General features: G+C 40.7%; 25 protein-coding genes. 13 read left to right on the top strand and 12 right to left on the bottom strand.

Annotated elements, in window-relative coordinates; all coding sequences use genetic code 11:
• Positions 1-36: 36 nt before the first annotated feature.
• The 10 genes from AACZ73_RS08270 to AACZ73_RS08225 form a co-directional block, all read right to left on the bottom strand.
• The gene (locus tag AACZ73_RS08270) at positions 37-627 is read right to left on the bottom strand and encodes a porin family protein (RefSeq protein ID WP_339877065.1); all 591 of its coding nucleotides are present in this window, start codon (positions 625-627) and stop codon (positions 37-39) included.
• Between the two features lie 137 nt (positions 628-764).
• Positions 765-2,150 carry a sodium-dependent transporter gene (locus AACZ73_RS08265; RefSeq protein WP_339877063.1) on the bottom strand — a complete coding sequence of 462 codons (1,386 nt, stop codon included), beginning with the start codon at positions 2,148-2,150 and terminating at the stop codon, positions 765-767.
• Between the two features lie 40 nt (positions 2,151-2,190).
• Positions 2,191-3,114, bottom strand: coding sequence for an SDR family oxidoreductase (locus tag AACZ73_RS08260; protein ID WP_339877061.1), 924 nt, complete (start codon positions 3,112-3,114; stop codon positions 2,191-2,193).
• On the bottom strand, positions 3,098-3,940 hold the full coding sequence (locus AACZ73_RS08255) for a peptidylprolyl isomerase (protein ID WP_339877060.1): 843 nt from the start codon (positions 3,938-3,940) through the stop codon (positions 3,098-3,100). Before AACZ73_RS08255 ends, AACZ73_RS08260 begins: the two co-directional genes overlap by 17 nt.
• The gene (gene hemC / locus AACZ73_RS08250) at positions 3,937-4,866 is read right to left on the bottom strand and encodes a hydroxymethylbilane synthase (RefSeq protein WP_339877058.1); all 930 of its coding nucleotides are present in this window, start codon (positions 4,864-4,866) and stop codon (positions 3,937-3,939) included. Before hemC ends, AACZ73_RS08255 begins: the two co-directional genes overlap by 4 nt.
• Positions 4,863-5,768, bottom strand: coding sequence for a 30S ribosomal protein S6--L-glutamate ligase (gene rimK / locus AACZ73_RS08245; RefSeq protein ID WP_339877056.1), 906 nt, complete (start codon positions 5,766-5,768; stop codon positions 4,863-4,865). Before rimK ends, hemC begins: the two co-directional genes overlap by 4 nt.
• Before the next feature lie 61 nt (positions 5,769-5,829).
• Positions 5,830-6,267: a RimK/LysX family protein gene (locus tag AACZ73_RS08240; RefSeq protein WP_339877054.1), complete on the bottom strand. Its 438-nt coding sequence runs from the start codon at positions 6,265-6,267 to the stop codon at positions 5,830-5,832.
• A 1-nt stretch (position 6,268) separates the two neighbouring features.
• Complete coding sequence (locus AACZ73_RS08235) at positions 6,269-7,405, bottom strand: hypothetical protein (RefSeq protein ID WP_339877052.1); 1,137 nt, start codon at positions 7,403-7,405, stop codon at positions 6,269-6,271.
• Positions 7,406-7,416: 11 nt separating this feature from the next.
• The gene (locus tag AACZ73_RS08230; protein WP_339877050.1) at positions 7,417-8,613 is read right to left on the bottom strand and encodes a GlmU family protein; all 1,197 of its coding nucleotides are present in this window, start codon (positions 8,611-8,613) and stop codon (positions 7,417-7,419) included.
• A gap of 69 nt (positions 8,614-8,682) precedes the next feature.
• Positions 8,683-8,928 (bottom strand): type B 50S ribosomal protein L31, encoded by a 246-nt coding sequence (locus tag AACZ73_RS08225; RefSeq protein WP_091695367.1) that lies wholly within the window; start codon positions 8,926-8,928, stop codon positions 8,683-8,685.
• A gap of 284 nt (positions 8,929-9,212) precedes the next feature.
• Here AACZ73_RS08225 and AACZ73_RS08220 point away from each other — a divergent pair, with 284 nt between their 5' ends.
• From AACZ73_RS08220 to AACZ73_RS08190, 7 genes are all read left to right on the top strand, one after another.
• On the top strand, positions 9,213-10,913 hold the full coding sequence (locus AACZ73_RS08220) for a hypothetical protein (protein ID WP_339877048.1): 1,701 nt from the start codon (positions 9,213-9,215) through the stop codon (positions 10,911-10,913).
• Positions 10,914-10,973: 60 nt separating this feature from the next.
• Positions 10,974-12,806, top strand: coding sequence for an ABC transporter ATP-binding protein (locus tag AACZ73_RS08215; protein WP_339877046.1), 1,833 nt, complete (start codon positions 10,974-10,976; stop codon positions 12,804-12,806).
• A gap of 29 nt (positions 12,807-12,835) precedes the next feature.
• Positions 12,836-13,204: a hypothetical protein gene (locus AACZ73_RS08210; RefSeq protein WP_339877044.1), complete on the top strand. Its 369-nt coding sequence runs from the start codon at positions 12,836-12,838 to the stop codon at positions 13,202-13,204.
• A gap of 164 nt (positions 13,205-13,368) precedes the next feature.
• Positions 13,369-15,066 carry an arylsulfatase gene (locus AACZ73_RS08205; RefSeq protein ID WP_339877043.1) on the top strand — a complete coding sequence of 566 codons (1,698 nt, stop codon included), beginning with the start codon at positions 13,369-13,371 and terminating at the stop codon, positions 15,064-15,066.
• Positions 15,067-15,183: 117 nt separating this feature from the next.
• Complete coding sequence (locus AACZ73_RS08200; RefSeq protein ID WP_339877041.1) at positions 15,184-16,722, top strand: YifB family Mg chelatase-like AAA ATPase; 1,539 nt, start codon at positions 15,184-15,186, stop codon at positions 16,720-16,722.
• A gap of 44 nt (positions 16,723-16,766) precedes the next feature.
• Positions 16,767-17,213: a DUF2214 family protein gene (locus AACZ73_RS08195; protein WP_339877039.1), complete on the top strand. Its 447-nt coding sequence runs from the start codon at positions 16,767-16,769 to the stop codon at positions 17,211-17,213.
• A 69-nt stretch (positions 17,214-17,282) separates the two neighbouring features.
• Entirely contained in the window at positions 17,283-18,020 is a 738-nt protein-coding gene (locus AACZ73_RS08190; RefSeq protein ID WP_339877037.1) for an MBL fold metallo-hydrolase, read from the top strand.
• Between the two features lie 35 nt (positions 18,021-18,055).
• Here AACZ73_RS08190 and AACZ73_RS08185 read toward each other — a convergent pair whose 3' ends face one another.
• Positions 18,056-19,156 carry an aminotransferase class I/II-fold pyridoxal phosphate-dependent enzyme gene (locus AACZ73_RS08185; RefSeq protein WP_339877036.1) on the bottom strand — a complete coding sequence of 367 codons (1,101 nt, stop codon included), beginning with the start codon at positions 19,154-19,156 and terminating at the stop codon, positions 18,056-18,058.
• A 160-nt stretch (positions 19,157-19,316) separates the two neighbouring features.
• Between AACZ73_RS08185 and AACZ73_RS08180 the strand changes: the two genes are divergently transcribed.
• Genes AACZ73_RS08180 through AACZ73_RS08170 form a run of 3 tightly spaced genes read left to right on the top strand, consistent with a single transcriptional unit; the run spans position 19,317 to position 21,305 of the window.
• Entirely contained in the window at positions 19,317-19,847 is a 531-nt protein-coding gene (locus AACZ73_RS08180; protein WP_339877035.1) for an RNA polymerase sigma factor, read from the top strand.
• Positions 19,844-20,524 carry a hypothetical protein gene (locus AACZ73_RS08175; protein WP_339877034.1) on the top strand — a complete coding sequence of 227 codons (681 nt, stop codon included), beginning with the start codon at positions 19,844-19,846 and terminating at the stop codon, positions 20,522-20,524. Before AACZ73_RS08180 ends, AACZ73_RS08175 begins: the two co-directional genes overlap by 4 nt.
• A 22-nt stretch (positions 20,525-20,546) precedes the next feature.
• The gene (locus AACZ73_RS08170; RefSeq protein WP_339877033.1) at positions 20,547-21,305 is read left to right on the top strand and encodes a hypothetical protein; all 759 of its coding nucleotides are present in this window, start codon (positions 20,547-20,549) and stop codon (positions 21,303-21,305) included.
• 142 nt (positions 21,306-21,447) lie between these two features.
• Here the strand turns inward: AACZ73_RS08170 and AACZ73_RS08165 are convergent, their stop codons facing one another.
• On the bottom strand, positions 21,448-21,924 hold the full coding sequence (locus AACZ73_RS08165) for a DUF4293 domain-containing protein (protein WP_339877031.1): 477 nt from the start codon (positions 21,922-21,924) through the stop codon (positions 21,448-21,450).
• 102 nt (positions 21,925-22,026) lie between these two features.
• Between AACZ73_RS08165 and truA the strand changes: the two genes are divergently transcribed.
• The 3 genes from truA to AACZ73_RS08150 are packed head-to-tail and all read left to right on the top strand — an operon-like array spanning position 22,027 to position 25,184.
• Positions 22,027-22,785 (top strand): tRNA pseudouridine(38-40) synthase TruA, encoded by a 759-nt coding sequence (gene truA, locus AACZ73_RS08160; RefSeq protein ID WP_339877029.1) that lies wholly within the window; start codon positions 22,027-22,029, stop codon positions 22,783-22,785.
• A 6-nt stretch (positions 22,786-22,791) separates the two neighbouring features.
• Positions 22,792-24,564: an ABC transporter ATP-binding protein gene (locus tag AACZ73_RS08155; RefSeq protein WP_339877028.1), complete on the top strand. Its 1,773-nt coding sequence runs from the start codon at positions 22,792-22,794 to the stop codon at positions 24,562-24,564.
• A gap of 38 nt (positions 24,565-24,602) precedes the next feature.
• Positions 24,603-25,184, top strand: a complete 582-nt coding sequence (locus tag AACZ73_RS08150) for a hypothetical protein (protein ID WP_339877027.1) — start codon at positions 24,603-24,605, stop codon at positions 25,182-25,184.

Here is a 25,184-nt window from a genome sequence, read left to right as displayed (position 1 = left end):
ATCAACCGGGTTTCATTTATATCAATTCAAGTTATTTTAGAATAATTTAAATCCAACTGAAAGGATAAACTGGTTTGTGCGCTGATCTGTCTCGAAGTTCCCAACATTTCCGGAAAAATTATCGAGTGAACTTTCGTATTTGGCATCGATAATCAAATTCCCAATATCTACCCCAAGGCCTGCTTGATACCCAAGAGTGGCATCCTTGTAATCCACATCCTGGACGGTATTGGTCGCATCTTTAATCTCAGAGTTGATATTTATACTTGCTATTGGACCAGCTTGTAACCTTAAAAAATTGAACATCTTAAATCCAACCATTACCGGAATATCTAGCCTATTAAAATCCGCTTCGTATTCTCTGATTGGCTGATCATCTGGGTTAAATGTGAATTGTCCTTGGGTCTGAGTAAATAGTACTTCAGGCTGTAGATAAAGAGGACCGAGGCCAACTCTGGCAAAAACCCCAACATGATATCCAAATTTGGAATCTCCGTTTTTGAACTCATCACTTTTCAGATCGAGTTTGGTTTGGCTTAGACCTACTTTCGGTCCGAAAGAAAACCCTTGGGAATAGCCTGTCAGTGCAATTACAAACAGCGCTAGAGAAAGAATTAGTTTTTTCATGGTTATATAATTATTGGTTTAGTATGCTTAGTAACGAAGGGTTTTAAGAAAAATTAGCAATTCCTTTGCCAACAAAGGAACTTAACGAAAAAAGGAAGCCCGAAGACTTCCTTTTAATTATTGAAATGGATTAACTATTATGCGGCCTGTGCAGTACCAAATACACCAACCATATTTAAGATCAACAAAATGATTACGATTGGGCAAATCCATTTTACAAAGAATATCCAACCGACTCTGAACAAACCTTTGAAACCAGGAGCACCTAATCTCAATTCATCAGCATATTCTGAGATCTTCGAAGCCCAACCTGTGTATAATGAAAGCATCAAGCAAATCACGATTACGGCAAACGTACCGAACACAAAATCCATAATTCCGAAAAATCCTTCTAATCTATTTCCGAAAAAGTTGATATGTAAATTGGCAAAAAATGTTCCCGGGATTTGGGATAAAGCTGATGGAACGGAAAGAGCCATTGCTGCCAAACCTATAGTCCATGTCGCGCGCTTTCTACCCCACTTCCTATCATCAATCATATAGGCCACCGGTACTTCAAGCATAGAAATAGTGGATGTCAACGCAGCTACCATCAATAATATAAAGAAAAGAGCACCTACAATGTGCCCGCCAGGCATAGCAGCAAATACTTTTGGTAATACATCGAAAACCAATGCTGGGCCTGCAGCAGGATCTTTACCCGGAAGCAATGCAAACAATGCCGGAAACACCATCAATCCACCTAATAAAGCGACTGAAGTATCCATACCTGCTATCCATCCCGCAGATTGTATAATATTGGATTTTTTAGGTAAATAAGACCCAAAAGTGATCATCAAACCCCAACCTACAGACATGGAGAAAAAAGCTTGACCAAGAGCCTGAAGAATTACTGCCGGATTGATTTTGCCAAAATCTGGCTTAAGGTAATATTCTATACCAGCACTTGCCCCTTCTAATGTCACAGCTCTACCTGCTATGAAGATGATGATGATAAACAATACGGGCATCAAAAACTTAGACGCTTTCTCTATACCTCCTGATACACCACCCAATACAATCAATATAGTAGCTAAAATAAATACAAAGGTCAGAGGAATTACATATAAAGGAGTCTTTACAAACTCCGCGAAATCAACAGGAACATTGATTATTTCAGTGATTATATAACCCACTGTCCATCCTGCAATTACCGAATAATAGCTAAAAACAAAAAAACAAACTAGAACGCAAAGTACGCCAGCAATCTGCCAGAAGGCATTTCCTCCTGTATCCCGAATGGCTCCTATTGGGTTTTTACCTGATTTTCTACCTAGTGCTATTTCATTAAAAAGTAATGGTAGTGCTATAAATAATACACAAAGAACATATACAAATACAAATGCCCCACCTCCATTTTCACCAACTAAATACGGGAATCTCCATATATTCCCCAGACCTACGGCAGATCCGGCTGCTGCCATGATAAACCCGAGACTAGAACCAAACTCACCTCTTTCTTCGGTATCGTTGCTAACTGCCATATATTATTTTAAAATTAAATTAGGGTGTATAAACTGCTTTTTAAGAGCGGGCTAAGATAATTTGTTTTGCTAAAATACCAATTGCCGTTTGGAAAGTTTTCGGTTCAAAACCAAGCTGTTCCCGCGCTTTTGTGATGTTAAAACCTGTTTTGAGGGGTCTTTTTGCAGGCTGACTGAAAGTACTTGAGTCCGCCCGGTTAATTAATGCTTTATCAAGTCCAAAAAAGTCGGCAGTAATTATTGCCATCTCATAAGCACTTAGGTAGTCCGGTCCTGAAATATTAAAAATGCCTTCAGCTTCTTTTTCAGCAATCAAAATACATCCAGCCGCCAAGTCTTCAGCGAGCGTGGGTGTCCGGAATTGATCGTCTACTACCTGGATTTCCTTTCCCGACTCAAGTGAGGATTTTACCCAAAGTATAATATTGGTCCTGCTCATGTCGTGAGCTATTCCAAAAACCAACACAGTACGGGCAATTGCCCACTTTGTCTTGCAGGCCATTACTAATTGCTCAGCTTCCAACTTGGTTTCGCCGTAATAATTCACTGGAGCTGCTTCCGCATTTTCATCCAGAAGGCCTTCTTCCCCAGAGAAAATAAAGTCAGTGGAGACAAATATAAAATGTGATTTAGCCTGCTCTGCAGCTTTAATAAGGTATGCAGTTGCGTTGACGTTCGAATTATAGCAGTCCTCTTGGTTCAATTCACATTGATCTACGTGAGTCATAGCACCGCAATGCATGATAATTTCCGGCTTGATATCTGCCAAGGTTTTTTCTACTTCTTGGGCATTGGTGATGTCAAGCGATACATATTCAAATCCCTTTCCCGGCAATCTACATTCTCCTTTTCCACTGGCAATGACATGGAAATCATCCTTTCCAACTAACTGTTCAACTAATTTTTGCCCAAGTAAACCATTTGCACCTGTGATGAATACTTTCTTTTTATTTGTCGTTTGCATAGCTATAGCCATATTCTTTTTCAATTTTCTTTCGGGACATTTTCTCTACAGTAACATTCATAAAAACAGGCTCTATCGGCCTATCCCTCTGGGTAGGAAGATTGGAAATCTCCTCAGCTACTTCCAGACCTTGGATTACTTCACCAAAAACAGTGTATTCTTTGTCCAAGTGCGGAACACCACCGACTGTAGTATAAGCCTCAATCTGCTCTTTCGTGTAATCTTTAGTCAATTTCACATTGAGAGACTTTTCCAACTCATCTCTTTTGGATAGAATCAAATTAGTGAGACTGTCAAATTTCTGCTCGTTATATAAACGTATGTATTCGTTTTTCAACTCTTCCTGACTTCCCAACTCCATGTACTTCATAAGTGCTTTTTGAAGCTCCTGCATGTCAGTTGTAAGCTCAAGCTCATCATAAACTTTCCCTATTGTGATGTAAAATTGAGAACCATTTGATCGTCGTTCGGGATTAATCCCATCTGGCTGACGCGCTGCGGCGATCATTCCTTTTTTGTGGTAATAATTAGGCCTAATTTCAGCCGGTATCGTAGGCCATTCCTGGGGAGGTAGGTTTTCTTTTGTAAAAACGTCCCCGCCTTGAATCATGAAATTCTTCATTACGCGCTGAAACTCCGTAGAATCAAATCTTCCAGCTTCTGCCAGTTTGATAAAATTAGATTTATGCTCGGGTGTATCGTCGAATAGAACTGCCACGATATCTCCATGACTTGTGGAGATAGTGACCACATAATCTTTGTCAGCAGCACAGGCAAATGAGCTGGCGCAAAGGAAAAGAACAAGTAAGGTTCTTAAAAATCTCATTTATTCAATGTTTGTTTAATTTGATCCAATATTATTTTTCCACCTGAAGCAAAAACCTCTTTGGCTAGCTCTCGACCAAGCATCTCAGGTTCATTAGCATTGCCTTCTACTACTATGGAAATGCGTTCATTCCCATCCAAACTCACAATTCCACCTGTCAGAATTAATTGGTCTCCCGAAAGATTTGCCAGCGCAAAAACGGGAATGCTACAACCTCCTTCCAATACTCTTAAGTAAGCTCGCTCAGCACGAAGTCTCAAAGAAGTTTCCTGATGATTGCAAGCTGCTGTGATCTTCGCTTTCAATTCAGAATCCAATATCGATGCAACTTCTATAGCAACAGAACCTTGTCCAACTGCTGGAGTAAATTCATTCAAATCCAACTCCTCCACAATCATATGGTCATATTCCATGCGATGTGCACCCGCGTAAGCAAGTAATAGCGCATCACATAGCCCTTCTTCCATCTTGCGAATTCTCGTTTGCAGGTTACCGCGAACTTCCACAGTTTTTACATGTGGATAAAAATGTTTCAGGGTAGATACGCGACGGGTAGATGAAGTTCCTAACACGACATCCTTCTTCAGAGAAACTGATTTGTCATGGGAGACAAGCACATCATTTTCTTTTTCACGCTCGGTAAAGGCTATAATTTCAAAACCTTCAGGCAAAGTAGACTGCATGTCCTTCGCACTGTGGACAGCGATGTCGATTCGCCCATCCAGTAATTGATCCTCAAGTTCTTGGGTAAAAACTCCCTTGCTTCCAATTTTGGCGATGGAAACATCCAGAATTTGATCACCCTTCGTGTCGATTATTACTATCTCAGTATCTAAACCTGTCTTTTGTAATAGGTCCTCCACATGGTATGCTTGCCAAAGCGCTAATTTGCTTCCACGTGTACCGATTTTCACTAACTGACTCATTGACTAGAAATTTTCATCGGGCGCTTATTCACTCCCTCTTCTATAAATTTAATGATCGCTCCTGCGATATCTATCCCTGTGGCTTTCTCTATGCCTTCTAATCCTGGAGAACTATTTACTTCCAAAATCAAAGGTCCTCTAGCCGACTGAAGCATGTCTACTCCAGCTACATCCAACCCAAGTGCTTTTGCTGCACCCAAAGCGGCTGCTTTCTCAGCACGGCTCAATTTAATAATGGTGGCCTTACCTCCCCGGTGAAGATTAGATCTAAATTCTCCTTCGGCACCTTGACGCTTCATGGCACCGACCACTTTTCCGTTCACTATAAATGCTCGGATATCAGCTCCTTTCGCTTCTTTGATAAATTCCTGAACAATAATTCTTGCTTTCAACCCATGAAAAGCTTCGATTACAGATTGGCTGGCTTTTTTGGTCTCCGCCAAGACAACACCCAAACCCTGAGTTCCTTCCAATAATTTGATGATTAGAGGAGCACCACCTACATGTTCGATAATTTGCTTTTCTCCACCTTTGGAGAAATTTGTGAAAGCAGTTTTTGGCATCCCCAAACCTGCGCTCGATAAGATCTGTAAACTTCTGAGCTTGTCTCTACTTCTGACAATCGCCTGAGAATGGACAGCTGAAAAGGCTCCCATCAACTCAAATTGACGAACGACGGCAGTTCCATAGAAAGTCACAGATGCGCCAATTCTAGGGATGATCGCATCTACATCAGTAAGATTTTCGCCTTTGTAAATAATAGATGGACCTTCTTGCTCAATAATTAAATCACAAATACTATGATTCACGATGATTGCATCATGTCCAGCTTTGTGAATTGCTTCATAAAGCCTCCTGGTAGAATATAGATTTGGGTTCCTGGAAAGGATTGCAATCTTCATGAGAAAATTAGTAAATGGTTTGAGCCCCGTTTAAGACTCGTTATGCAGATGAGGATGTTTGTTATTTTGTTCTGTATGGTCTGGCCAAATTGGTCTTTGACACATCCACAAGAAAACGATTTTTTAAGATCTTTCGCCCGAGTAGTATCGCATTTCTCATGCTCGACCGATCTGAAAGCGTAAACTCTGCCGAATAACTTTCGCCGGCAAGCTCAAAGGTAGTTTCTATCAAATAGCGGACTTCAGCTTGGCCAAAAGAATTTTTCACTTTTTTCTCCCTGAAGTGTTCAAAGGTAACCATTTCTCCATTGAAGGATTTATGTCCTGGTAGCAAAGACTGGAATCGAAGAATACGTTTGCCATCCTTCTCGATCACTTCAATATTCTCAGCATGAATACTACTGGTATAGGCGCCAGTATCCACTTTTGCCCAAACCAACTTCAGTCCTAACTCAGGAAGTGATATTTTTTCTTTTCTACCAATTATTTTTTGATCCATATCAGCTGATTTTCGCCATCAATCGGGTCACATTCATCGAAAGATCCGTGAAGATAAACTTAGCATTTCCATTTCTTTCCAAATGATAATGTGCGGTATTGAAATCTCCGTAAAGTTTACCCACGTGCCCTTCCTTCAGAATTTTTCCCGAGATATTATTGACAAATGTGCGATCCTCATTATTGGTACGAAGCAAATCATCCAGCCCTGCATTCTTCAACAAAATTTCCCGAAGTACATTCAAACCAGTTAAAAGAAGCGATTTCTGGGCTTCTTTGTCGGATTTATGAAAATCATCAGCCAAGCCAAAAATACTTTTGAAATCGGCTTTGTAACAAGACAAGAACCACTCTCTGATTTTTTTTACCTGCAGATCTTCCACCTGATCCACTAGCCTGTAAGCTTCCCGAAGATTCCCATCTGCCAACATGGCAATTTGATCGGCCGAGGCTTCGTCGCAAAGTCCTTTTTCAATCAAATGACCTTTCACTTCTTCATCAGAAAATCCTCGAATCATTACTTTTTGAGTTCTCGAAAGGATGGTTGTCAAGAGCTGATCAGCATGACCTGTCACTAAAATAAAAAGCGTCTTTGGCTGCGGTTCTTCGAGAATTTTCAGGAGCGCATTTGCCGCTGAAGGGTGAAGAAATTCCGGCGCCCAGATCATCATGATCTTATAGCCGCCTTCGAAAGACATCAAGGAAAGCGCTTGAATGATTTTTCGCGCAGCGCCTTTGGAGATATTTAATTGCTTCTTTTCGAAGTTATTGAAATAGATGAAATCATGGACATTGCCGTAAGGCTGCCCAGTGGTAAACTTCCTCCAGTTGGTCAGAAGATCAACTTTTTCATCGTCATCTTTGTCGTCGTCTTTGGATGAGGAGATCGTAGGAAAGGCAAAATTCAAATCCGGTAAAACCAGACGAGTCATTCGCTGGCAGGAAGCGCAAACTCCACAGGAATCTGTAGCGCCTGGATTTTCGCAGTATAAATAAGTGCACAGCGCCAACGCCATAGTTAAATTAGCGGAGCCTTCAGGTCCATGAAATAATAATGCATGCGCCAAATGGTTATTTTTGACGGCATTAATTAGATTCTCTTTTGTCTCGGGAAGTCCCGGTATATCTGCGAATTGCATGAATTAATTAATCAGGATGAGGTTTCCCAAATTCTATAGTTTTTGGACATTTCGAAAATAGTGCGCAAGATCTCTTGTTCCTCCACATTCAATTCCAATCCTCTTCTAGCCACTACAGCTTTTGATGTTTCAAGAAACTTTGGAAACAAAAAGGTAGAAAATCCTTCCTCTCCACCCCAAGCAAATGAAGGAATAAATTTACGTGGAAATCCTGAGCCAAAAATATTTGACCCTACTCCTACCACCGTTCCCGTATTGAACATGGTGTTGATGCCACATTTGGAATGGTCACCCAACATCAGTCCACAAAACTGCAGGCCAGTGTTGGCATAATTCCCAACCGTGTAGTCCCAAAGTTTCACTGGAGAATAATTGTTTTTTAAGTTACTAGTATTGGTATCTGCCCCCATATTGCACCATTCTCCTATCACAGAATTACCGAGGAATCCTTCGTGGCCTTTATTGCTGTAGCCAAAGATGACTGAGTTTGACACTTCTCCACCAACTTTGGAGAAAGGACCGACGGTGGTATCACCCTTAATTTTCGTTCCCATATTTAGGGTTGAGCTTTCGCAAAGAGCAAATGGCCCACGAATTAATGATCCTTCCTGGATTTCTGTGTTTTTGCCAATGTAAATCGGCCCGCCATCTGCATTCAAAACTGCAGCACGAATCACGGAGCCTTCTTCTATAAAAATGTTTTCGGGAGAATATACTTTGGTATGAGGATCGGTGATCTTGGCGGATTTTCTCCCCTTCGTGATCAGGTCGAAATCCTTTCTGATTTCAGCTCCATTGAGTTGGAAGATGTTCCAGGTTTTCAAAAGAAGCGTAGGCTCAGAATCCATCTGGACAATTTCCTTATCCTTCACAGCACTTAGATTCTTTTCAGTTTCGCCTATATACGTCGCGATTAGTGTTTTACCGAAATAGAGCGCCTGTTTGGAAGAAAGGGATTTTAAAACTCCTAAACTCAAGTTATCAGGAAGCCAAGCGCCGTTAATGGCTAAGGCTTTTCCCGCTTTACGTGGGAATTTCTTTTGAAGGTAGTCTTGGGTAAGAAATGAAATCGAAGCTCCTGTCAACTGCCCCCATTTCTCTGAGATCTTCAGTATCCCGACGCGTATATCCGATACAGGTCTGGTAAAAGTAAAGGGAAGCAATGATCCTCGGATAGCGGGATCATCAAACAACAAAATCGAGTCCATGAGGCAAAAATAAAAAAGTCTCCCGGAATCCATGCTCCGGGAGACTTTTTAGCCTGAGATAAGGAAGAATTACTTCTTAGCGTATCTTCTGTTGAATTTCTCAACACGACCCGCAGTATCAAGCATCATTTTCTTACCAGTGTAGAACGGGTGAGACTGAGAGCTCACTTCCACTTTAAACAAAGGATATTCGTTGCCATCTTCCCAAGTGATTGTTTCGCTTGTTTCGATAGTTGATTTAGTAAGAAATTTAAACTCGCTAGAAGTGTCGTAGAAAACGACGTCTCTGTAGTTTGGATGGATATCAGCTTTCATATTATTGCTAGTTATATAGTACCTCTTTCAAATGAGGCACAAAGTTACCCTTTTTCAGAAAATCCACCAAATCTTTGTCAAGTATTTCTAAGTCAATTGATCAAAAGGTTTTAAAAAGTGGATTTGAAAACTCAAAAGAAGGTCTTTTCACTCGAAAATAAAATCAAAACCCATAACTACTGAACTCAAAATTAGCACCTAAGCATTTGGCAAATGATATATTGTAGTAATTTCAACCATCAAAGACAGTAGTTCATAATCAGGAATCTTTTTAGATTTAGTCAATGCTAAGATCATACAAAAACCACCTAAGCCTTGGGCTGCTCATTTTAATAAGTATTCTTTTTCTTCCAATTTTTGCCTTTGCCCAAGGAAGCTACATTCCATTCGACAGAGACTATTATCAAAAAATCGAACGATACGAAATCTTACAGGGAAGAAACAATGCCAGTTTCCACACCGGAGCAAAACCTTACCGAAGAGATCATGTGGCTGCCTACCTAGACAGCCTAGCTCAAGACGCAGTAATCCGTTCCAGATCTGATCAATTCAACTTAGCATATTTAAGCCAGGACAATTGGGAGTTTATTACCAGAGAAACGCCTGAATCAAAAAAACCATTTCTGAAGGGGCTTTACCGAAGACCAGGAGATTTTGCTCATTATTATAGTGATGAATTTGATATTCATGTCAGCCCTGTCATTTACTTAAATGGCGGTATCGAGCCGGACAATGATCAAAACCCTAATCGCCTTTCCCGAGGAGTTGTCCTGCGCGGATCCATTGACAAAAAAGTTGGTTTTTACACGTACTTCACTTCCTCAGAGGCATTTTTCCCAAGTTGGGTGAAAGGCTATGCGGAATATAATGGCGCAGTACCTGGTGAAGGATTTTGGAAAGAATACAATGGCAATGGTTATAGCTATTTCTCAGCCTTGGGTCATGTAAGCTATAATATCACCAAGCACATACAAGTAGAAGTTGGACATGACCGAAACTTTATTGGAGAAGGTTATCGGTCCTTTTTATTGTCAGACTTTTCCAATCCATACATGTTTGTGAAGTTCAATACTCAGGTTTGGAAATTCCAGCTGACCAATATTTGGACTCAAATGACTGCTGATGTGGATTATGACAGAGGCAGACCAACTGACGGGCGGTATCCTCAAAAGTGGTTCTCTTTTCACCGTTTAGGTTTTAATGTTGGCAAAAACCTAAATCTGGGATTCTTCGAATCGGTGATGACTGATAAAGTAGATTTCAATTACTTCAACCCGATCGTATTTTATCGCTGGGTTGAGCAATCACTGGGTACTCCGGACAAGGTGATGCTTGGGATAGATTACAAATGGAATTTCTATCCATCGATGCAGCTCTATGGACAATTTGCGCTGGATGAATTCGTGTTTTCTGAATTCTTCGGTCAGGATGGAAAAAACTCCAAGCGAAATAAATATGGTCTTCAAGCTGGCTTCAAATACATTGACCTTTTCAAGGTGTCCAATCTAGATTTACAATTGGAGTACAATTCCGCAAGACCTTATACCTTTCAGGAAAAAGTCGACTATCAATCCTACAGCAACTGGAGAACTCCACTTACTCATCCGCGAGGAGCTAACTTCCGCGAAATGCTTGGGATTATCCGCTATCAGCCGATTCCTAAGCTAAACCTGACTTTCCTTACCATGTATCAACTCTATGGAGCAGATCCAGACTTAGAAACTAACTGGGGTGGTGATGTTTTGAAAAATAGACTTGAAGGAAGTCCAACTGGATTATTCGGGAATGTGATCGGGCAAGGCATAGAGAACAAGGTCATTCAGACCAATTTAAATGCAAGCTATATGCTTCGTCACAACTTCTTTATAGATGCATCACACACATTCAGACGAAGAACAGCCCAGGATTTAGATAGCCCGGCAACATCACAATACATGCAACTAGCCTTCCGCTGGAACTTTATCAGACCTGATTACAACTATTAAGTTGGAACCTCCAGCGCCATTTTTGCGTAACTTGCGAGATTATTCCACGAATACTAGTTTATGAAGACCTATCTACGAATTCTTTCTTATGCCAAGCCATACGGAAAATTCGTGCCTACTTATATTATTTACACTTTTCTTTCCATCGTTTTTGGCTTACTGAATTTCACTCTCTTAAAGCCACTTTTCGATGTGATCTTCGAGCAGGTAGATCCTGAGTCTCTGGCGAAATATGCAGATAAACCTGAATTCAGTTTTTCCATTGAATATTTCTCTCATCTCTTCAATTATAATTTTCTGCAAGTCGCAGAAGAATATGGGAAAATGGGAACACTATTCTACGTCTGCATCATCATAGTTCTCTCAGTTTTCTTATCCAACCTCTTCACCTATTTATCTGGGATCATTTTAGCTAAGGTGCGGGCTATCGTCATCAAGAGAATGCGAATGGATATTTTTGAGCATGTCAGTGGCTTACACATTGGGTACTTTTCTAATGAACGAAAAGGTGATCTAATGTCCAAAATGACCAATGATGTGCAGGAAGTAGAAAACACAATCGTTCAGTCACTTCGGGTAGTATTTAGAGAACCGGCAACTATAATCCTTTACTTTTCTGTGTTGTTTTTTATGTCAGTAAAACTGACACTTTTCACAATTCTAATCATACCAATTTCAGGAGCGATCATCGGTGGTATCACTAGGAGGCTCAAGAAAAAGGCAGTGCAAAGCCAGCAATCTCTGGGACGAATTGTGAATATTCTAGATGAGACTTTGGGTGGAATGCGGGTAATCAAAGCCTTCAATGCCGAAGGTTTTATGAAAAAGAAATTTGATGGAGAGACTGATTTCTATGCAGACGTCAATGTAAACATGGCCCGTAAGAATGAACTAGCCTCTCCTATTTCCCAGTTTTTGGGTGTATTTGTGGTGGCTGGAATCTTAGTTTATGGAGGCAGCATGGTGCTGAGTGGCAACTCAGATCTGGGGGCTTCTGACTTCATTACCTACATCATTATTTTCACTCAAGTGCTTAATCCTGCCAAGGAAATTTCCCGCGCAGTGAGTAGCATTCAAAGAGGGATAGCATCAGCGGAGCGGGTTTTCACAGTAGTGGACACACCATCTCAAATCACTTCCCCAACTTCCCCATCAGTTCTAAATAAGTTTGACCATGCTGTAGAAGTGAAATATGTGAGTTTCGCTTACGAAGATCAGTTGGTATTAAAGAACATCAATTTTACACTTGAACGTGGAAAAACCATCGCATTGGTTGGGCCTTCCGGAGGAGGGAAATCTACGCTTGCTGATCTGGTACCTCGCTTTTATGATCCTACTGAAGGAGAAATTTTACTTGATGGATCAAACCTGAAGGATTTCAACCTGAAAGATTTGCGCAGCCTGATGGGTATTGTGACTCAGGAATCTATTTTATTCAACGATACGGTATTCAATAACATCGCTTTTGGAGTGGAAGGAGCAACTGAAGCGGATGTAATGGAAGCTGCGAAAATCGCCAATGCTCATGAATTCATTGAGAAGATGGAAGATGGCTACCAAGCTAGCATTGGAGAGCGTGGCTCTAAGCTTTCCGGTGGACAACGTCAGCGTTTGAGTATCGCAAGAGCGGTATTGAAAAACCCTCCTATTTTGATCCTAGACGAGGCCACTTCAGCTTTGGATTCGGAGTCAGAACACTTGGTTCAGGAAGCTTTGACCAAACTGATGAGCAACAGAACTACTCTTGTTATTGCACATCGCCTGAGTACAATTCAGCACGCGGATGAGATCCTGGTAATTGAGCGTGGAGAAATTAAACAAAGAGGAAACCATTCTGATTTGAGCCAAATTGAAGGCTTGTATCAGAAACTTTCTACTATACAGTCAGTTTAGTATATTCGTTAAAACTAATATTATTTACCATGAAAAAACTTCACCAAATCCTTCAAATAGCCCTTTTGGTCTATTTTGGTGCTTTTCTTATTTTCTTCATTGCGTTCGATACCCTAGGTGGACTATTTGGAATGGAAGAAATCACTTCTGATTCCATGGTTACAATCATTTTGATTGGTTTAATTCTTTTCTTAGCAGCATGGGGAAGTAGCTACGCTGCTTATAAAAGTCTTTCCTCTCAAATCAAAAAGATGGAAAGCGAAATGAATGCCTTGAAAGCAAAAATCTATGATTTTGAGCATCCAAGAGTACCTACAAATACTCCTACTAGCACCCCATCTAAACCAAAGGAAACCGATCAAAGCAATCTTCCTCCAAGACAAAACATTACAGAATAATTCTGCTATGAATTAATGGTAGTTAAATAAGGAAGCCCGACGGCTTCCTTATTTTTTTTGTAAAATGGTTTTATTTGATGGCTTTTTTCTAGAAACTGGCTAATAAATAGCATCCTATGGCAAAAGATTTTCCAACCTTTAATTCCTATCAAACAACGCCCACTATGAATCCTCCATTATTCTTTCAGAATAAACACCTGACTCTACTTTTCTTCGCAAGCATACTATTTTTCGCCTTTTCCTGTCAGACCAACTCCAATGAAGAAGTTAGAAAGCCGAACATCATCCTGATATTGGCAGATGATTTGGGCTTTTCAGATTTAGGGAGTTTTGGAGGAGAAATACAAACCCCCAATCTTGACTGGCTGGCTAGTCAAGGGATACGTTTCACTCAATTTTATAACACTTCGCGCTGCTGCCCGACAAGAGCCTCGCTGCTAACAGGGCTTTATAATCACCAAGCTGGAATCGGCCAAATGACCACCGACACAGGGCAAGAAGCTTACCGAGGACACATTTCAAATTCAGCCGTAACCATTGCCGAGGTCTTGAAAAGTTCAGGCTATAGGACAGGTATGGTTGGGAAATGGCATGTTTCCAACACCGTGGTTCAGGAAACACCTGAAAAGCAATTGGCTTGGCTAAATCATCAGGAAGAGCATCCACTTTTTTCACCGATTGAGCAATACCCAACCAATCGGGGATTTGAAAAGTACTTTGGAAATATTTGGGGCGTAGTCAATTTTTTTGACCCTTTCAGCTTAGTCAATGGCACAGAGCCTGTGACTGAAGTTCCTGATAACTATTACCATACTGACGCTATCAACGATACAGCCTCCGTGTATATCCGGCAATTTGCGGAGCAGGATAAACCGTTTTTTCTATATGTAGCTCACACTGCGCCACACTGGCCACTTCATGCTTTGCCGAAGGATATAGAAAAATACAAAGACACATATAAAATAGGCTGGGATAAGATCAGGGAAAATCGATATAAAAAGTTGATTGAGTTGGGAATTATCGATGAAGCCAACTACTCCCTTTCTGAAAGATGGGAAAATGAGCTCAGCTGGGAAGATAATCCAGATAAGGAATTTGATGCAAGAGCCATGGCTGTTCATGCGGCGATGATCGATAATATGGATCAGGGAATCGGTAGAATCATAGAAACCTTGAAGGAAACCGGTCAACTGGAGAATACCCTCATAGTGTTTTTAAGCGATAATGGTGCAAGCTCGGAAAGTAGTATGCGCTATGGACCAGGCTTTGATCGACCGAGCCAAACTAGATCCGGGGAACCAATCGCTTACCCGGTTGACAAAGATGTAATGCCAGGTCCCCAGACAACTTTTACTTCTATCGGGCAGCGCTGGTCAAATGTATCAAACACGCCATTCCGCTATTGGAAAATGGAGTCTTTCGAAGGAGGAGTTCATACACCGATGATAGCATTTTGGCCTGCCGGAATCAGTGCTAAAAAAGGTAGTATTTCTAAGCAGATTGGACATGTAATGGATTTCATGGCAACTTTCATCGATGCGGCAGGTGCTGAATATCCAACTGATTTTGCAGGCAATAAAATCAAACCGATTGCAGGAAAGAGTTTACTTCCTGTATTTCAAGGAAAAGAACGAGAAGGTCACTCCGTACTTTTCAACGAGCATGAAGGAGGAAGATCGGTACGTACAAAGGAATGGAAATTGGTTACTTTGGATGCCAGAGAACCTTGGCAGCTATTCCGAATCGATGAGGATGCTACAGAAACCAAAAATGTAGCTGAAAACTTCCCTGAAGTAGTTCAAGAACTTGATAGCCTCTGGCAAAACTGGGCGGTTCAGAACAAGGTGATACCCAAACCATAAAATGATTCTCTTGATCGCTGGTTGAAGGACTAGTAAAATTCAGGTATTTAATAAGAATTTAATTTTATGAAAGCCTTATATTAAGGAAACCAATAAGGTTTCCTTTTTTTGTGAATTATGGTAGCTAAAACTTTTGGAAGCGCAGTATCAGGCGTCGATGCGAATATCATCACCATTGAGGTGAACGTGGGACAAGGAACAAGTTTTTTCATGGTAGGTCTGCCCGACTCAGCCGTGAAAGAATCCCAACAAAGAGTTGAAAGTGCATTGAAATATTTCGGGTATCGAATGCCCAGGCAAAAAGTGGTAATCAACCTCGCGCCAGCCGATATCAGGAAAGAAGGCTCTGCTTATGATCTGCCGATTGCAATGGGAATCTTGCAGGCATCAGAGCAGGTGGAATTTCCAACATTGGGAGACTATGTAATTATGGGTGAGCTTTCATTGGATGGAAACCTCCGACCAATCAAGGGAGTATTACCTATTGCTATTGAAGCCAGGAAGAAGGGATTCAAAGGTTTTATACTCCCGGTAGAAAACGCCAAAGAAGCATCGATAGTCAATAGCCTAGATATAATTGGTGTAGAAACGATGCAGCAAGCCACTGATTTTTTGATGGGTGAACTTCAAATAAAACCATTGGTCACGGACACCAGAGAGATTTTCTATCATTCACTGGATGATATTGAATTTGACTTTGCGGATGTGCAAGGACAGGAAAATATCAAAAGGGCAATGGAAATCGCAGCCGCAGGAGGACATAATGTAATTATGATTGGTCCTCCAGGTGCCGGTAAAACCATGCTTGCCAAACGTCTTCCCTCGATTCTTCCTCCACTGACTTTGGTAGAAGCTTTGGAAACGACCAAGATTCATTCCGTAGCTGGAAAGCTGGGCAGAAACGGCTCACTGCTTGCCAATCGTCCTTTTCGATCTCCGCACCACACCATAAGCGATGTTGCGCTCGTTGGCGGAGGAGGCAATCCCCAGCCTGGCGAAATTTCTCTTGCGCACAACGGAGTACTTTTTCTGGATGAATTGCCGGAGTTCAAGCGTACTGTACTGGAAGTCATGCGTCAACCGCTGGAAGAGCGCAGAGTTACCATTTCCAGAGCAAAAGTGTCGGTGGATTTTCCTGCCAACTTTATGCTCATCGCCAGCATGAATCCATGCCCATGTGGATATTACAATCATCCCGAAAAAGAATGTGTTTGCGGTCCAGGAATAGTGCAGCGGTATTTGAATAAAGTGTCAGGACCGCTGTTAGATCGCATCGATCTGCATGTAGAAGTGACACCTGTCAAATTTGACGAGATGACCTCCACCCGGAAAACAGAATCCAGCAAGGAAATAAGAGAACGCGTAATCAAAGGCCGAGAAAAACAAAAGGAACGATTTAAAGGAAATCCTGAGGTTTTCTGTAATGCCATGATGCCTTCGCATCTCACAAAACAAATCTGCCAAATCAACGAAGCTGGCAAGATGCTTTTGAAAACCGCCATGGAGCGACTGGGATTATCAGCCAGAGCTTATGACCGCATACTGAAAGTAGCCAGAACCATTGCTGATATCTCAGGATCTGAGGAAATCAAAGTCGAGCATCTGGCCGAAGCGATACAGTATAGAAGTCTGGACAGAGAAGGTTGGGCGGGATAGGAATTTGAAATTATTGAATTTAAAATTTGAAAAAAAATCAATTTATGACCCCAGAAATCATTCTTCGCTACCTTCATTTTATCAGCATTTTTGCAATAGTCGGCTCATTGGTTTCGGAGCATCTTTTACTTAAGAAGGAATTGACACGAAAGGAAATCAAAAGGATCGCTACTATCGATGGAGTTTATGGAATGGGTGCATTGATTCTTTTGGCAGTTGGACTTTCGCTTTGGCTGGGTGGTTATGGAAAACTTACCGAGTTTTATACTTACAATTTCATCTTCCACATAAAAATCACCCTGTTTGCTTTAATTGGGATTTTGTCGATTTATCCGACGGTTTTTTTCATCAAAAATAGAAAAGGAGACCTAGATGAATTTGTCCAAATCCCAAAAACAATTTTTATGCTCCTCAGGTTAGAACTTCTGCTATTATTTATCATTCCATTATTAGCTGGATTAATGGCTAAAGGAGTTGGATACTTTGGCTAATATTCCCTGATTTCACTTTACCCTAGCTTTTCTTTATATTATTTGACAACAAACCTATCCCTAACAACTATGAAATATTTAACATTATTAATTCTATTTATCTCCTTTGGTGCTTTTTCTCAAGACATGATTCCTGCCAAAAAAGGAGATGTTACCATCAATCCTATCACGCACGGCACATTAGTATTAGAGCATGATAACCAAGTAATTTATGTGGATCCTTATGGTGGCGCGGCTGCTTTCGAAGGGCAGAAGAAACCAACATTGGTGTTGATCACTGACATTCACGGGGATCATCTCAATCAGGAAACGCTTGATGGACTAGACCTTTCTGGTGCAACCATCATTGCACCACAAGCTGTAGCAGATAAGCTTACTACAGGCACAGGAAAAGAAGTGATAGTTTTGGGGAACAATCAATCCAAAGCTGTCAATGGAATTAAGGTCGAGGCATTACCAATGTATAATTTACCCGAAAGCACTGAAGCTCCACATACGAAAGGCCGTGGAAACGGATACATTGTTCATCTTGGAGGAAAACAATTTTACATTTCAGGGGATACAGAAGACATTCCGGAAATGAGAGCTCTTAAGAATATTGATGTAGCTTTTGTGTGCATGAATTTGCCTTACACTATGGATGTTGATCAGGCTGCAAGTGCAGTTTCTGAATTCAAACCTGCAATTGTTTACCCATATCACTACAGAGGAACAAATGGATTAAGCGACGTGGAAAAATTCAAAACCATGGTTAATGAAGCCGCTCCAAGTGTAGATGTGCGTTTGAGAAATTGGTATAACCAGTAATAAAATAGGGAGTAGAAATAATCTACTCCCTTTCTTTAATGCAATGCTTGCTCCATATCCTCCAGCAAGTCATACAAATGTTCTAAACCTACCGATACTCGAATCAAATTTTGAGGAGTCAAAGTATCTGGCCCTTCCGAAGCAGCCCGACGTTCGATTAAACTTTCCACACCTCCCAGGCTCGTAGCATTCGTGAAAAACCTGAGTTTAGAGATTACCTTATCTGCCATACTTGCGTCACCTTTTACCTGAAAAGATAAAATTCCTCCAAATCCTGTCATTTGGTTGGCGGCAATCAGATGGCCTGGATGGGACTTCAATCCTGGATAATAGACCCTTTCTACCGATTCATGAGTAGAAAGAAAATTCGCTAAGACAATTGCATGTTCAGCATGTCCTTTCATTCTGTAGGGTAAAGTCTTAATGCTTCTACACAAATAATAACAATCCATCGGTGAGGGAATTGCACCTCCACCTATCTGCACATTTTTCACTTTTTCCCAAAATTCATCCTTTTCCTTGGTAATCAATGCTCCTCCCATAATATCAGAGTGCCCTCCAAAATATTTGGTACTGGAATGCATCACGATATCTGCCCCAAAATCAATTGGGTTTTGAAAAACAGGGGTAGCAAAGGTGTTATCGCAAGCTAAAATTGCTCCTTTTTCCTTAGCCAAAATTGCAACCGCAGCTATATCTGTAATCTTCAACAAGGGATTGGAAGGTGTTTCCAACCACACCAACTTTGTATTTTCTTTGAAAGCTTGCTCAACTTTCACCAAATCTGTCATATCCACAAAAGTGGCCTCCAAGACACCTTTGAAGATTGTAAGAATTGCATTTTTTAATCCATGATACATATCATCAGGAGCGATAATATGCGAACCTGGCTCTAGGGCTTGGAACACTGCAACTCCCGCGGCATTGCCTGAAGAGAAAGCTGCAGCATCTACACCTTTTTCCAGACCTGCCAAGAGCTTTTCTAAAGCATGGCGATTTGGATTATTTGCCCTTGCATAGATCATAGATTCAGGTTGGTGCACAAATGTGGTGCTCAGCGTAATCGGCTGCACTACTGGCTTTTCTGAATCCGTGACAATATTTCCTCCGTGTATAGCGAGTGTTTCGAGTTTCATAGAATGATTGTTAATACTTGCAAAAGGCAGCCCTTGAAATTAGCATAATTTCCTTGAGTGAGAAAAGAATCTGTAAAATGCCATAAGGCAGAAAAAAAACTTTGAGTTCCATTCCAACCTTTTGTCTTTAAGGTATCTCTTTTAAGTATAAGCCAAATCTATGAATCTTCAAAAGCTAGACACAAACCTGATCAAAAACGTCCTCAAAGGCGACCGGTCTGCGCAGTTTCAGCTCTTTGAATTGACCAAGGAAATGCTTTATTCAGCTTGCCTTAGAATAGTGAATGATGAAGATGAAGCAAATGATGTTTTGCAGGATGCTTATGTAGAGATTTTCCAGAAAATCCATTCCTTGAAACATCCTGAGGCATTGCTTTCCTGGATGAAAACGATCACGATTCGCAAAGCGATTTTGCAGAGCAGAAAGAAAATTCATTTTGAACCAATCGGAAATTTAGAGATGGATTCAAGTGATGATTTCGATTCATGGTTTGATGCCGAGATGCTCGACCAGGCTATAGAAAGTTTACCAACTGGTGCGAAAGCAGTATTTCTTCTTTTATCAGTAGAGGGATATTCACATAGAGAAGCTTCTTCAATGCTGGGAATATCAGAAAATACTTCAAAATCTCAGTTGAACTACGCGAAAACGCTTCTGAAAAGACGCATCACTAAACTACTGCAGGCATGAAAGAATATAGTCCAAAACCTGACTTGTGGAGTAAAATTCAACAGCGGAAAGACTTTGATTCGCAGGTGAAGGAGCACATCCCAAATCTTCCTGTGAAAATGCCTAAAGCGGATCTTTGGGACGCAATTGAAAAAGAGCTTGATCAAAAGACTCCAATAATTCCACTTTGGAAATATGGAATGGCAGCTGCGGCGATTGCATTAATCTTGGCCTTTTCTGGAATAGCCTATTTTGAATTGGGAGAAAAAGAGGCGGAAACTCAATTGATCACTGAAGTCAGTTTACCTCCAACTGAAATCGAAACTATTAATACAAACCCGAAAGCCAAAACAGAATCTGAAAACTTGAAACCAGATCTGATCAAAGCAGAAACACCAATATTATCAAAACCTATTCAGAGTTCAACTCTAAGAGAAACGATTACTCCAATTGAGACTCCAGAGCTAAACTTAGCAGATTTGAGTATTGAAAACACATTTGTATCGGAATTGATTATTCTTCCAGCGCCTGAAATTGAGCCTCCTAAAACTTTGCATCAAGTCACTATTTCTTGGAGCAAAATCAAACCTAAGATGCAGATAACGACTGGATTTGGACGCCAGGAATCAGAATTAAACCAAAAGCAACAAGCTTCAGCCGACCAGAAAGCTCAGGTCACCATAGATATAAATAACTAATCCTCCTTAAAAAAACACTAAAATGAAAAGAATTACACTTCTTACTGGAATTGCTATGCTCTTTTGCCAGATGGCAATCGCACAGGAAATAGAAAACAAGCCTTTTGGCAGCTACTTGGAAAAATTGAATGAAGACTACCCTGTTACTGACACCTTGGTTTTTGATTTCCCGAATGACGGCAAGCTTCTGTTGCTTTTTAACAATTCTGAATACGAACTCAAAAATCTGGAAGAAAAATTCAAACCCGTCTTGAAGAAGACTACCAAATTTCCTGAGTTCAAAACATTAGTATACCGACTCAGTGAGGAATACCCCCAAACCCAAGTAGACGCTGTTATTCTAGATTTGGAAAGAGACTATCTGCCATATGTCGATCAGCTGGAGTTGAATGGCGTGATAGGAATGGACTATACAGGAGGAGATTTCACACCAGTAATCGGAGCAAGGATGATGTTTAGCTTTCGGAAATTTGGTATTGGCGGATCTATTACCAATAATGTTTTCTTCCCAGAAAGGCTAGAGGGCAATATCAAAGTCAACAGCAATTGGTTTGCAAACCTTGAATACAGTTGGGATCGCAGCAACCCAAAATCCAACAAAGGCAATATGTTTGGTGTGGGCTTACTAGTCAATGAAAATAAAAGTCAACTCTTTTCAGGTACAACTACGCAAGCTTTTTACAAGCGTAAATTAAATCAGCATATCTCCATCCAAGCCGGAGTAATTTCCACAGAGAATTTCAAAACCTTCTATCCTACTGTGGGAATTAGATTCTGGTAAAAAACTTGAAACCTGCTTCTGAAAAAGAAGATTGACAACCGAAAAGAGCCAGCGATTTGCTGGCTCTTTTCGGTTAAAATATTTATAGGATTGCTTCGCTTGCAAAAATCTTTTGTCTTGATTCCTGAATCTAACGTCTTTTTTATCTAATTCTATCTACCGACTTAATCAATGCTTCATCTTTTCTGATAAAGCGATTAGCAAGCATATTACAAACCATCGCCACAAGAATAGCCCAGAAGCCAATTTGATAGGCTCCATTATCCGCAGCACCAATTTCTTTATTCACTCCACTTGTGGTCCACAATACGATTGCAACTAATCCAACCATTAATAAAGAGTTGACCATATTGATCATCATCTGTCTGCCCCGGTTTCTATATTGGAAGATTGAAATAATTGCCATAAGCCCAACAAATGCAGCCAATGCAGCTATATACCAATTGGATGAAGACTGGATCACTTCCCCTGTTGAGCTGATTTGCTGCATAAACAAAGCATTGAGCTTCCATTTCTCACCGGAATCTGGTGCTATTTGAGTCCAAAGGTCTAAGCCCAGAGTCAATCCCATGACTACAGCCACTAGGAAAAGGAAAATTGATTGTAAGCGCTGGATCATTTCTTTCTGATTTTTTGGCAAAGAAAAGATCTTATGACTTCATTAACAAGGAAAGCAGGTTTCTCACCGTGATTTGCTTGGGAATAGTATCTTTGCAGCCGTATGAGTGAGAGCAAAAGATATTTCCTGGACATCAGCTACAAAGGCACGCGCTACCACGGCTGGCAGATCCAGGAAAATGCATTTACCGTTCAAGAAGCTTTGGAAGCAGGACTTTCCACTTATTTTCGAACACCCATTCCAGTAATGGGCAGTGGACGTACTGACACGGGAGTACATGCATATATGCAGATCTGCCACTTTGAAACTGAGCAAGATATTGACAAAGAGAAATTCATCCGGGCTATTAATGGAATTTTGCCTAAAGACATCTCCATCAATTCCATCCGCAAGGTAAAACCTGATGCGCACGCCCGTTTCAGTGCCAAAAGCAGATCATACATTTATAGATTGATTTTGCAAAAAAATCCGTTCATTGAAGATTATGTGTGGAGACATTATTTCAATCCAGATGTAAGCAGAATGAACGCAGCAGCCAAAATCCTACTGGAACACAATGATTTTGAGTGCTTCAGCAAAGTAAATACAGCAGTCAAACATTTTCGCTGCGAAATAAAATCTGCACATTGGGAACAAAAAGATGGTGAATTGCAATTTCATATAACCGCAAACAGATTTTTGCGTGGAATGGTAAGGGCAATTGTGGGAACACTCGTGGACATTGGACTTGGAAAGATAGAACCCGAGGAAATGCATCATATAATTGAATCGAGGAACCGAAAAAAGGCAGGCAAATCTGCCCCTGCATGTGGATTGTTTTTCAGCAAAATTGAATATTCAGAAGACATTTATTTAGACTAGTTTACCTTGAGCTTAGAACAGGAAAAAACATCATCAGGCGAAATCGTCGATTCGAAAGTACTCAAGCAGCTATACGGTTTTGTAAAACCCTACAAAGCTCAGTTCTATTTTCTAATCTTTCTTACCGTGGCACTAGCCATTTTGGCGCCTACCCGACCTTATTTCATTCAGGTGGCTATAGATGATTATGTAGCTGTAGGTGATGCCGCCGGTCTTTTGAAAATCATCTATCTCCTAGTTGGGCTGATGATTTTACAGGCTTTAGTCCAGTGGGCCCATACCTATTATTCTGGCTGGATAGGTCAAGTAATCATACGTGACATCCGGGTAAGACTTTATAAGCATCTTCTAAAGCTTCGTTTAAAATTCTTTGATAATACTCCAATCGGAAGATTGGTCACCCGAAATATATCTGATATAGAAACACTCGCAGATGTGTTCTCAGAGGGATTAGCTGCGATTATCGGAGATTTGCTGCAGCTGGTTACCATTCTAGGTGTAATGTTTTACATTGACTGGAAGCTTACTTTGGTGAGCTTGTCCACTTTGCCTCTGATGATTATTTCCACTTATGTATTTAAGGAAAAAATCAAAGTGACTTTCAATGATGTAAGAAATGCAGTTTCCAATCTGAATTCATTTCTTCAGGAGCATATCACGGGTATGAACATCGTGCAGATTTTCAATCGGGAAGAACGGGAATTCGCAAAATTTAAAGAAATCAACAAAGAACATAGACGGGCACACATTCGCTCTGTGTTGTACTACTCCATTTATTTCCCTGTGGCAGAAATCATTCAAGCAATAGGGATAGGATTAGTGGTTTGGTACGGAGCGGTAGGTGTATTGGGGATGGACATCGAAATCGGTGTTTTGATTTCCTTCATCATGTATCTCCAACTTTTCTTTAGACCCATCCGAATGATTGCGGATAGATTTAATACGCTTCAAATGGGCGTAGTAAGCTCTTCCCGTATTTTCAAATTGCTTGAAAGCAATGAGCATATCGCTAATGAAGGTGACTTTAGCCCCCAAAAGGTCAAAGGAAATATCAAACTGGAGAATGTTTGGTTTGCTTATGTCGATGAAGATTATGTGTTAAAAGACATCAGTTTCGAAGTAGAATCTGGCCAGACAGTGGCCTTGGTTGGCGCAACGGGAGCTGGAAAGTCCTCTATAATTAATCTGATTTCCAGATTTTATGAAATTAGTAAAGGACATATTTCCATCGACGGACACGATATCCGCGAATTTGAATTAGACACGTTGCGTAAGCATATCGGTGTAGTTCTTCAGGATGTTTTCCTTTTCTCCAATACAATTTTTTACAATATAACGTTAGGTAATCCAAACATCACGCGTGAGCAGGTAATGTATGCCGCTGAGCTTGCCGGAGCAAAAAAATTCATTGAAAGACTTCCTGGAGGGTTGGATTACAACGTTATGGAGCGAGGAGCCACTCTTTCCGTTGGGCAGAGACAATTGATTTCCTTCGTCCGGGCAATGGTCTACAATCCTGAAATTATCATTTTGGATGAAGCTACCTCTTCGGTAGATACAGAAACGGAGGAATTGATCCAAGAGTCTATAGAAACTATGATGACAGGAAGAACCTCCATCGTAATTGCACACAGGCTTTCCACAATTCAGAAAGCAGATAAAATCATCGTGCTAAACAAAGGCGAAATCGTGGAGACAGGTACCCATGATTATCTACTGGAGTTAGGCGGTTATTACACTCAATTGCACCAGATGCAACTAAAGACTATGGCTATCTAGCCTGATTTTTAACTTCAAATACAAAACCTATATAACAAGTGAAATACAGATTAATTACCCTGTTGGTATTATTGCCATTTATCAGTTTTGCACAAGAAAGAGGAGTCGGTATCCGTCTTGGAGAACCTCTTTCCATCACATACAAAGACTTTCTAACAGAATATATTTCCATCGAAGGAATGATAGGAAGCGCAGGAATTAATGGAGGAAGCTATTACCAAAAGGACTTTGAAAGCAATCTTCCAGAGTCCAACGCCTTTTATGTTTCCCACAATGCAAAAAAGGGAGTATCCTTTAACGTGCGATCCGCCTACCATGAGGATATAACTGATATATTCGGAATCACTGATGGATACTTACTTGCTTATGGTGGAGCGGGCATTCAACTTCGAACCACAAAAGTCACCTATTCCTATGCTGACGGGCAAACATCTTCTCTTTTAAAGAATGATAGCAGAACTAATGTGGACTTTGGACCTGAGGTATTTATTGGTGCTGAATATTATTTTGACGATGTTCCCATCTCAGTTTTTGGAGAGGCAGGATTTTTTCTGGAATTAATCGATCGAATAGGACACATCAAAGGTCAAGGTGGAATTGGAGTCCGCTACCTTTTCTAA

The organism is uncultured Algoriphagus sp., from assembly GCF_963974835.1.
GTDB lineage: Bacteria > Bacteroidota > Bacteroidia > Cytophagales > Cyclobacteriaceae > Algoriphagus.
This window is presented reverse-complemented; position numbering and strand designations above follow the sequence as displayed.

Excerpts from the sequence above, each read along its gene's own strand:
- AACZ73_RS08270 (WP_339877065.1), bottom strand. The coding sequence starts at position 627 with ATGAAAAAACTAATTCTTTCTCTAGCGCTGTTTGTAATTGCACTGACA.
- AACZ73_RS08265 (WP_339877063.1), bottom strand. The coding sequence starts at position 2,150 with ATGGCAGTTAGCAACGATACCGAAGAAAGAGGTGAGTTTGGTTCTAGT.
- AACZ73_RS08260 (WP_339877061.1), bottom strand. The coding sequence starts at position 3,114 with ATGCAAACGACAAATAAAAAGAAAGTATTCATCACAGGTGCAAATGGT.
- AACZ73_RS08255 (WP_339877060.1), bottom strand. The coding sequence starts at position 3,940 with ATGAGATTTTTAAGAACCTTACTTGTTCTTTTCCTTTGCGCCAGCTCA.
- hemC (WP_339877058.1), bottom strand. The coding sequence starts at position 4,866 with ATGAGTCAGTTAGTGAAAATCGGTACACGTGGAAGCAAATTAGCGCTT.
- rimK (WP_339877056.1), bottom strand. The coding sequence starts at position 5,768 with ATGAAGATTGCAATCCTTTCCAGGAACCCAAATCTATATTCTACCAGG.
- AACZ73_RS08240 (WP_339877054.1), bottom strand. The coding sequence starts at position 6,267 with ATGGATCAAAAAATAATTGGTAGAAAAGAAAAAATATCACTTCCTGAG.
- AACZ73_RS08235 (WP_339877052.1), bottom strand. The coding sequence starts at position 7,405 with ATGCAATTCGCAGATATACCGGGACTTCCCGAGACAAAAGAGAATCTA.
- AACZ73_RS08230 (WP_339877050.1), bottom strand. The coding sequence starts at position 8,613 with ATGGACTCGATTTTGTTGTTTGATGATCCCGCTATCCGAGGATCATTG.
- AACZ73_RS08225 (WP_091695367.1), bottom strand. The coding sequence starts at position 8,928 with ATGAAAGCTGATATCCATCCAAACTACAGAGACGTCGTTTTCTACGAC.
- AACZ73_RS08220 (WP_339877048.1), top strand. The coding sequence starts at position 9,213 with ATGCTAAGATCATACAAAAACCACCTAAGCCTTGGGCTGCTCATTTTA.
- AACZ73_RS08215 (WP_339877046.1), top strand. The coding sequence starts at position 10,974 with ATGAAGACCTATCTACGAATTCTTTCTTATGCCAAGCCATACGGAAAA.
- AACZ73_RS08210 (WP_339877044.1), top strand. The coding sequence starts at position 12,836 with ATGAAAAAACTTCACCAAATCCTTCAAATAGCCCTTTTGGTCTATTTT.
- AACZ73_RS08205 (WP_339877043.1), top strand. The coding sequence starts at position 13,369 with ATGAATCCTCCATTATTCTTTCAGAATAAACACCTGACTCTACTTTTC.
- AACZ73_RS08200 (WP_339877041.1), top strand. The coding sequence starts at position 15,184 with ATGGTAGCTAAAACTTTTGGAAGCGCAGTATCAGGCGTCGATGCGAAT.
- AACZ73_RS08195 (WP_339877039.1), top strand. The coding sequence starts at position 16,767 with ATGACCCCAGAAATCATTCTTCGCTACCTTCATTTTATCAGCATTTTT.
- AACZ73_RS08190 (WP_339877037.1), top strand. The coding sequence starts at position 17,283 with ATGAAATATTTAACATTATTAATTCTATTTATCTCCTTTGGTGCTTTT.
- AACZ73_RS08185 (WP_339877036.1), bottom strand. The coding sequence starts at position 19,156 with ATGAAACTCGAAACACTCGCTATACACGGAGGAAATATTGTCACGGAT.
- AACZ73_RS08180 (WP_339877035.1), top strand. The coding sequence starts at position 19,317 with ATGAATCTTCAAAAGCTAGACACAAACCTGATCAAAAACGTCCTCAAA.
- AACZ73_RS08175 (WP_339877034.1), top strand. The coding sequence starts at position 19,844 with ATGAAAGAATATAGTCCAAAACCTGACTTGTGGAGTAAAATTCAACAG.
- AACZ73_RS08170 (WP_339877033.1), top strand. The coding sequence starts at position 20,547 with ATGAAAAGAATTACACTTCTTACTGGAATTGCTATGCTCTTTTGCCAG.
- AACZ73_RS08165 (WP_339877031.1), bottom strand. The coding sequence starts at position 21,924 with ATGATCCAGCGCTTACAATCAATTTTCCTTTTCCTAGTGGCTGTAGTC.
- truA (WP_339877029.1), top strand. The coding sequence starts at position 22,027 with ATGAGTGAGAGCAAAAGATATTTCCTGGACATCAGCTACAAAGGCACG.